Annotated in this window: 6 protein-coding genes and 1 tRNA gene; 4 read left to right on the top strand and 3 right to left on the bottom strand. The window is 66.0% G+C overall.

The window, feature by feature from the left end; genetic code table 11:
* Positions 1-545: 545 nt before the first annotated feature.
* Positions 546-1,523, bottom strand: a complete 978-nt coding sequence (locus Q0R23_RS11530) for a malate dehydrogenase (RefSeq protein WP_366520427.1) — start codon at positions 1,521-1,523, stop codon at positions 546-548.
* A gap of 259 nt (positions 1,524-1,782) precedes the next feature.
* A tRNA-Leu gene (locus tag Q0R23_RS11525) sits at positions 1,783-1,867 on the bottom strand.
* 180 nt (positions 1,868-2,047) lie between these two features.
* Between Q0R23_RS11525 and Q0R23_RS11520 the strand changes: the two genes are divergently transcribed.
* From Q0R23_RS11520 to Q0R23_RS11510, 3 genes are all read left to right on the top strand, one after another.
* The gene (locus tag Q0R23_RS11520; RefSeq protein WP_293913174.1) at positions 2,048-2,254 is read left to right on the top strand and encodes a hypothetical protein; all 207 of its coding nucleotides are present in this window, start codon (positions 2,048-2,050) and stop codon (positions 2,252-2,254) included.
* Between the two features lie 74 nt (positions 2,255-2,328).
* Complete coding sequence (hemC, locus tag Q0R23_RS11515; protein WP_293913172.1) at positions 2,329-3,258, top strand: hydroxymethylbilane synthase; 930 nt, start codon at positions 2,329-2,331, stop codon at positions 3,256-3,258.
* Positions 3,255-3,683 (top strand): GNAT family N-acetyltransferase, encoded by a 429-nt coding sequence (locus Q0R23_RS11510; RefSeq protein WP_366520426.1) that lies wholly within the window; start codon positions 3,255-3,257, stop codon positions 3,681-3,683. Before hemC ends, Q0R23_RS11510 begins: the two co-directional genes overlap by 4 nt.
* 45 nt (positions 3,684-3,728) lie before the next feature.
* Here Q0R23_RS11510 and Q0R23_RS11505 read toward each other — a convergent pair whose 3' ends face one another.
* Positions 3,729-5,621, bottom strand: coding sequence for a family 10 glycosylhydrolase (locus Q0R23_RS11505; RefSeq protein ID WP_293913168.1), 1,893 nt, complete (start codon positions 5,619-5,621; stop codon positions 3,729-3,731).
* A gap of 200 nt (positions 5,622-5,821) precedes the next feature.
* Here Q0R23_RS11505 and Q0R23_RS11500 point away from each other — a divergent pair.
* Positions 5,822-7,254, top strand: a 1,433-nt coding sequence (locus Q0R23_RS11500) for a sigma 54-interacting transcriptional regulator (protein ID WP_293913178.1), incomplete at its 3' end; no start/stop codon positions are given.

Below are 7,254 nucleotides of genomic sequence, written 5' to 3'. Positions count from 1 at the left end.
TGTCGCCTCGAGACTCGAGGGAAGTGTGGGACCGGGTGGGGCGTTTCAAAAAGCAGTACACCATGTACAGCCAGGAGGTGTGGACCCCGCAGATTCTGGCCGAGCTGCTTGGCAAGCGGCACCTGAAGTTCTGAAGACAGTGATAAGTGACGAACTAAAGCATTTTCCACTACCATTGCGCCACCTCCGCTACACTCCGGCTGGCTCCATTATCGTGAAAAACGCCTTCCTGTTGCCGCTCCCGTTGGTCGGGAAGTATTTCGCCCTTGGCTCAATACTTCCACAAAATGCTTTAAAACCGTTTGTTTTCTCGCTCGAGCAAAAATCCAAATTTTAATGTGTGGTAGGGGCGCAACGCTTGCGCCCTCTTTTCAGCTCGAGTAAGAATCCAAATCCCAGTGTTTGGTAGGGGCGAGTGGCGGACAGGCCCGATAGGTGCCGTTATGTCCAAGACAGCAGCTCGCCCTTCCTCTTCAGCTCGAGCGCAAACCCACAAAAAAGCCGAATAGATTCAGGCAATCTATACAGCCACTTTCACACCAGCGTCAACCCAACAAATCCTGCACCGCGCCTTTTTCCTCGAGCAGTTCCTGATGCGTTTTGGCGATGCGCTCTTTGGCAAAGTCATTTAGCTCGAGGCCCTGCACTATTTTGTATTCCCCGTTCTCAGTGGTCACTGGAAAGCCGAAAATCAGGCCCTCGGGAATGCCGTAAGAACCGTCTGACGGCACGCCCATGCTGACCCACTCGCCGCCGGACCCCAGCACCCAGTCGCGCATGTGGTCAATGGCCGCGCTGGCCGCACTGGCCGCGCTGGAGAGTCCCCGCGCCTCGATGATGGCCGCGCCACGCTTTTGCACCGTGGGAATGAAGTCGGTGTCCAGATACTCGAGGTCGGTTTGCTCGGCCACGCTTTTGCCGTTCACCGTGGCGTTGAAAGCGTCGGGGTACTGGGTGCTCGAGTGGTTGCCCCACACGCCCATGTGCGAAACCTCGCTCGAGGCCACCCCGAGTTTAGCCGCAATCTGACTTTTAGCCCGGTTGTGGTCCAGGCGCATCATGGCCGTGAAATTGCGCGGATTGAGGTTGGGCGCGTTTCGCATCGCAATCAGCGCGTTGGTGTTGGCCGGATTGCCCACCACCAAGACTTTCACGTTTCTCGAGGCTACCGCGCCTAAGGCTTTACCCTGCGGCCCAAAGATTCCCCCGTTGGCGCTGAGCAAATCTTTGCGCTCCATGCCCTGTTTACGCGGCATCGCGCCGACCAGGAGCGCGTAATCGGCATCTTTGAACGCAACCAGCGGGTCGTCACTGGCTACAGTACCCGCCAGCAGCGGGAAAGCGCAGTCCTCGAGTTCCATAATCACCCCGTTCAGGGCTTTGAGCGCGGGCGTCACCTCGAGCAGTTGCAAAATAATGGGTTGGTCCACTCCCAGCATGTCCCCGCTGGCGATGCGAAAAAGCAGGCTGTAGCCAATCTGTCCAGCGGCTCCGGTGATGGCGACCCTCACAGGGGGTTTCAGGGCAGGTTCTTTCATGGGGTTCTCCTCGAGACTGCTCAAAACTAGGTATCGGTGCTCGAGTTCTGATGCTACAACGCAGCGTGAAAGGGGACAAGCCAAAGCCGTGGCTCGAGGGTCCTACTGGGCAGGCAACACCCGCCCAAGCGAACAAGGCAGCCCCAGGTAAGTCAGTTGACGCTCACCCTGAAATAAAGTTTTGGGGGGTTGCTCGAGCGCTTAAGATAAGAAAAACCCCGCAAATTTGCGGGGGTATTCAGGGTGGTGCCGAGGAGGGGATTTGAACCCCTACGCCTTGCAGCGCTAGTCCCTGAAACTAGTGCGTCTACCAATTCCGCCACCTCGGCGTTTCAGGCTCAGTAAGAGTACAGGCGGCCCCTGGGCTTGTCAAGGCGGCTGCGGGTACGCAAACCCGGCTTAACGGCAGCCGGGCGACCCTGAAGAGCACTTCACGGTCTTCTCGCATGCCCCGCAGGCGCCGGGAGCAGACTAGGCAGCGTCCAGATACGCTTCACAGGAGGTTTTCCATGACCGGACCCACCCCTGCGCCCGCCACCGAACCCACCGATGTGCCCACCCCGCAGCCGGAGCAGATGCCCGGCACCGGCGGCGTGCCAATATACGACCCGCCGACCAACCCCGACACGCCGGGCCTGCCGGAGCCCCACCCTTCCGAGAACGACGATCTGCCGGGGATGCCGGGTATTCCAGCCGGGACTCCAGCAATGATCTGAATGTCTGTTACCTGACACCCTCGCCGTTCACGCCCGGCGCATTTTGCCCCAAAGCCTGGCATACTGCGCAGGGTATGCGCTCTATCACTGTTGGTACGCGGGGCTCACCGTTGGCCCTCGCGCAGACCCGCTGGGTCGTGGCCCGCCTCAAGGAAGAGTGGCCGGAAACCGAGTTCCGCATCGTGAGCATCACCACCGGCGGGGACCGCAACCGGGGCAGCCTGGAGGCGATGGCCGCACGCGGCGTTCAGGGCTTCTGGGTCAAGGAGATCGAGGAGGCCCTGCTGGGCAGCCGCATCGACATCGCGGTCCACAGCCTCAAGGACATGCCCACCCGGCAGCCCGACGGCCTGGAGATCTCCAGCATCCCGACCCGCGTGGACGCCCGCGACGCCCTGGTGGGCAAGGAGGGCATGAAAAAGCTCGCCGAGCTGCCCCAGGGTGCCCGCATCGGCACCAGCAGCGTGCGCAGGGGGTCGTTCCTGAGGGCGTTCCGGCCCGACTTGCAGGTGCTGGCCCTGCGCGGCAACATCGACACCCGGCTCTCGGCCCTGGTGGGCGACGAGTACGACGCCATCATCCTGGCGGCGGCGGGTCTGATCCGCACCGAGCTGCGCAACCGCATCGACGAGTTTGTGGACCCTACTATTCTGCTGCCCGCGCCCGGCCAGGGCGCCCTGGCGCTGGAGACCCGCAGCGACGACGACCTGGGCACCGAGGTCGCCTACGCCATCCACGACCGCGCCACGGACGACCGCACCACCGCCGAGCGCGAGTTTCTGGCCGGACTCGGCGCCGGATGTATGGCCCCGGTGGGTGCCCACGCCACCATCAAGAACGGCATCCTGACGCTGGACGGCTGGGTGGGGGCGCTGGACGGCTCCAAGATCATCCAGGCCAGCACCCAGGGCGAGGCCGCCGAATGCGCTGAGCTGGGCGCCGAGCTGGCCCAGGACATGCTGGCGCAGGGGGCCAAGGCCCTGGTAGACGCCGCCCACGCCTGAGTCTTATCCGGGCCGTCACTGAGCTGGACGCGGACCTGATCGCCCGACACCGCTACCCGGACGAGGTGGCCGGGCGTCACGTCTACGCCGCCTGGGTCGCCGGAGCCATGCGGCGCGGCAGCTACCTCGGCTGGCTGGCCCAGGAGGCCGGGCAGGTCGTGGCGGGGGCTGGACTGGTGCTGCTCGACTGGGGACCGACCAGGGGCGAGCCGAATCCGCTGCGGGCGCGGCTGGTCAACGTCTACACCGAGCCAGCGTATAGGCGGCGCGGCCTGGCGCGACAACTCGTGCAGACCGCGCTAAACGAAGCGGCCCGGTTGCGCATCGGCACCGTTACGCTGGGGGCGTCGGCTCAGGCGTCGGCGCTGTATCTGGCCCTGGGTTTTCAGGTCAGGGAAACCGAGATGGCGCTGAAAGTAAGGTGAGCAGGGTCAGACCTACAAGTCTATCCCGCCTTCGTTTTGCGCCGCTCAGCGTCCCTTCGCCGCTGGCGCATTGCTTGCCGCTGGCGCATTGCTCGCCGCTGGCGCATTGCTCGCGTCGCGCACCAGCAGGTTGGGGAACGAGGTCACGCCCGGCGCCCTCAGCGTGCCCTGCCAGCGCTGCCCGGCGACCCGCACTTCTATGCTGCCCAGCGGCAGATCGGAAAAGCCGTAGTAACCGTTGCCGTCGGTGACGGTCCGGCCCAGCACGGTGCCGTTGGCGCTGAGGGCACTGACCGGGCGGCCTCCCGGCTGGGCGCTGCCCATGATCCGGCCCAGCAGGGCGTAGCGAACCGGCGGCGCGGCGTTCCAGACCGTGGGGGTGAGCGGGCCACCGTTCTGGGTGAGGGACCGGCGCAGCAGCTCGAAGCCCTGCGGCTGTGGCTGGCCGCTTTTGTAGACGGCCACGCCCGGCGTGCGGTAGGCGTAGCCGACCCAGCCCAGCCCGGCCTGGATGGCCCGCTGCATCTGGCGGCGCGAGACCTCCGGGGTGTTGAGGTACAGCGCCGTGCCCGCCGCCACGTCCGACTTGCCGCGCACCTTGAGGGCGAAGGCGTTCCAGTCGTCGAACCAGCCGATGTGGCCGGGCAGGGCGTCTTGCTTGTAATTCATCAGCACGTTCAGGTCGAGCAGTCCCTCACGCGACCAGGCGGGCCAGTCTTGCAGCACGTCGCTGTAGGTGCGGCTGCGCTCGAAGCCGGTGAGGTCGGTGGGCGGGGCGCCGTAGGTGATGGTGGCCGCGCTGGTCCACAGGCCGGGCTTGATTCGCCGCGCTTCGAGCACGACGCGCCGCACCAGCGCCGTGATCTGCTCGCGCTTCCAGGCGGCCCACGAGGCGTCCGTCGGGCCGGGCGTGCCGGTTTTGCCCGTTTCCGTGCGGTAGCGCCCCAGCGTCACCGGGCTGTAGCCCCAGTTGCCGCCGTCGGGGTAGCGGATGCGGTCGAGCTGAATGCCGTCGATGTCGTAGGTTCTGACGACGCTCAGGATTTCCTGGGTGATGAACTCGGCGGCCTGCGGAATGCCCGCGTCGAGCCAGATGTCGTGGCCGTCGAGGTAGCTGCCGTCAGGGCGGCGGTTGAGCCAGGACTGCGCCCCGGCACTGGCGCCGTGGGTGTAGAGGATGTGCGCTTTGTTGGTGTTGGGCACCGCCGCGCTGCCCGCGCCGATCACGCTGATCCAGGCGAAGACCCGCATGTTCTGGGCGTGTGCCAGTCGCAACACCTCGGCGAGCGGATCGAAGCCCGGCGTCAGGTCGTCGTCGGTGGCGCGGGGCACGCTGGACTTGTTGCACAGGCAGTCGGCCCGGCGGATGGTCTGCACGAAGAGGGTATTGACCCCCAGGCTGCGGGCGTCACGGATCATCTGCGCCACCTGCGCCGGGGACTTGAGGCCCGGCCCGAAGGCGTCGACCCACAGGCCCCGCACCTGGCCGAGTTCGGGAGTGGGGTTAGGCACGGCGGGCACAGGCACGCCAGGCAGCGGAACAACCGGGGGCAGCGGCGAACCGGGCAGCGTGGGAGCAATCGGCGGCAACCCCGGCAGCGTGAAATCCGGCGGCGTGATCGGCGGCAGCAGAGGCCCTATAAACGGTGTAGACGGCGCTGGCAAGACTGGTGCTGGCTGGAGTGGGGCTGGCTGGAGTGGGATCGCCGCGTTGTCGGCTGGGCTCACGCCTGAGCTGGATTCGTCGCCGTCCGTCTGGCCGCTCTCACCTGCCGGGTCTGGCGCCGGACTCGGCAGTGGCAGCGCCGGAATGGTGACCGGCTGACCAGTGACCGGCTGTACGGGCGGGCTGCTCTGGGCACTCGCCGGAACGCTGGCGGCGCAGGCCAGCAGGGTGCCGAGCAGCAGCAGGGGACGGACAGGGCGCGGTGCAGGCATCTGGCATACGCTAGCGCACCGGGGCGAGCAGGGCGTGAGTGTGGGGGCGCAAGACCTGGAGCTGGCCCCGCAATGCAGGTCTCATGGCCGCATGGCCCAAACTTCCGCCCACACATCCCGCCCCAACCCACACACTCTTAAACCCCACAGTTAGGCCCCAAACCCCGTGCTAGTTTGCCTGCAACATGACGCAGACCCAGATGACCCAGGCTCAGACTGCCCAGCCCCAGACTGCCCAGCCCCAGACCGTCGGTGAACTGCTCCGCACGCCCGACTATGCGGGCCGCTCACCCTTCGACGGTAAGAGCCGCCGCGTGCAAGACGAGGTGCGGGCCAACCTGCGCCGCAAACTCCAGACCGGTGAAAACCTGTTTCCCGGCGTCGTCGGCTATGACGACTCCGTGGTGCCCCAACTCGTCAACGCCCTGCTGGCGCGTCAGAACTTCATTTTGCTGGGGCTGCGCGGCCAGGCCAAGAGCCGGATTCTGCGGGCCATCACCAGCCTGCTCGACGCGCACGTGCCCGCCATCAGCGACTCGGAGATCAGCGACGATCCCTTAAATCCCATCAGCGCCCAGGGTGAGGAGTTGCTGCGCGAGCACGGCGAAAACCTGCCGATCAAGTGGATCGCCCGCGAGGACCGCTACGTCGAGAAGCTCGCCACGCCCGACGTGACGGTGGCCGACCTGATCGGCGACGTAGACCCCATCAAAGCCGCCCGGCTGGGCACCGCGCTGGGCGACGTGCGGAGCATGCACTTCGGGCTGCTGCCGCGTGCCAACCGGGGCATTTTCGCCGTCAACGAACTGGCTGACCTCTCGCCCAAGGTGCAGGTGGCGCTGTTCAACATCCTCCAGGAAGGCGACGTGCAGATCAAGGGCTATCCGGTCCGGCTCGAACTCGACGTGATGCTGGTCTTCTCGGCCAACCCCGAAGACTACACCGCCCGTGGCAAGATCGTGACGCCGCTCAAGGACCGCATCGGCAGCGAGATCCGGACCCACTACCCGAAAACCGTAGACGAGGGCATGGCCATCACCGCCCAGGAATCCGAGCGCGACGCCAGCGTGACAATCCCTGGCTACATGGCCGAGCTGATCGAGGAAATCGCCTTCCAGGCCCGCGAGGATGGCCGGGTGGACAAGCTCAGCGGCGTGTCGCAGCGGCTGCCCATCTCGCTGCTGGAGGTCGCCGCCGCCAACGCCGAGGTGCGTGCCCTGCGGCTGGGCGACGAATCGGTGGTGCGCGTCAGCGACGTCTACGCCGGGCTGCCCGCCATCACCGGCAAGCTTGAACTCGAATACGAGGGCGAGCTGCGCGGCGCCGATGTGGTCGCCAAGGACATCATCCGCAAGGCGGCGGGCCAGGTCTACGGGCGCCACTACGCCAGCGCCGACACCAAGGCCCTGGAAAAGTGGTTCGACGACGGCAATGTCTTTCGCTTTCCGCAGGCCGGAAACGTGGCCGCCGCGCTGAAGGCCGCCGCCGCCGTGCCGGGCCTGGACGCCCTGGCCGCCGAGATCGCCGAGGAGGCCAGCGACGCCCACCGCGTCAGCGCCGCCGAGTTTATCTTGGAGGGCCTCTACGGGCGCAAGAAGCTCTCACGCGCCGAGGAGAGCTACGCCGCCGCCGA

The sequence above is a fragment of the Deinococcus sp. genome, assembly GCF_025362455.1.
GTDB lineage: Bacteria > Deinococcota > Deinococci > Deinococcales > Deinococcaceae > Deinococcus.
This window is presented reverse-complemented; position numbering and strand designations above follow the sequence as displayed.

Coding starts and splice junctions, on each gene's coding strand:
- Q0R23_RS11520 (WP_293913174.1), top strand. CDS start 2,048: ATGACCGGACCCACCCCTGCGCCCGCCACCGAACCCACCGATGTGCCC.
- hemC (WP_293913172.1), top strand. CDS start 2,329: ATGCGCTCTATCACTGTTGGTACGCGGGGCTCACCGTTGGCCCTCGCG.
- Q0R23_RS11505 (WP_293913168.1), bottom strand. CDS start 5,621: ATGCCTGCACCGCGCCCTGTCCGTCCCCTGCTGCTGCTCGGCACCCTG.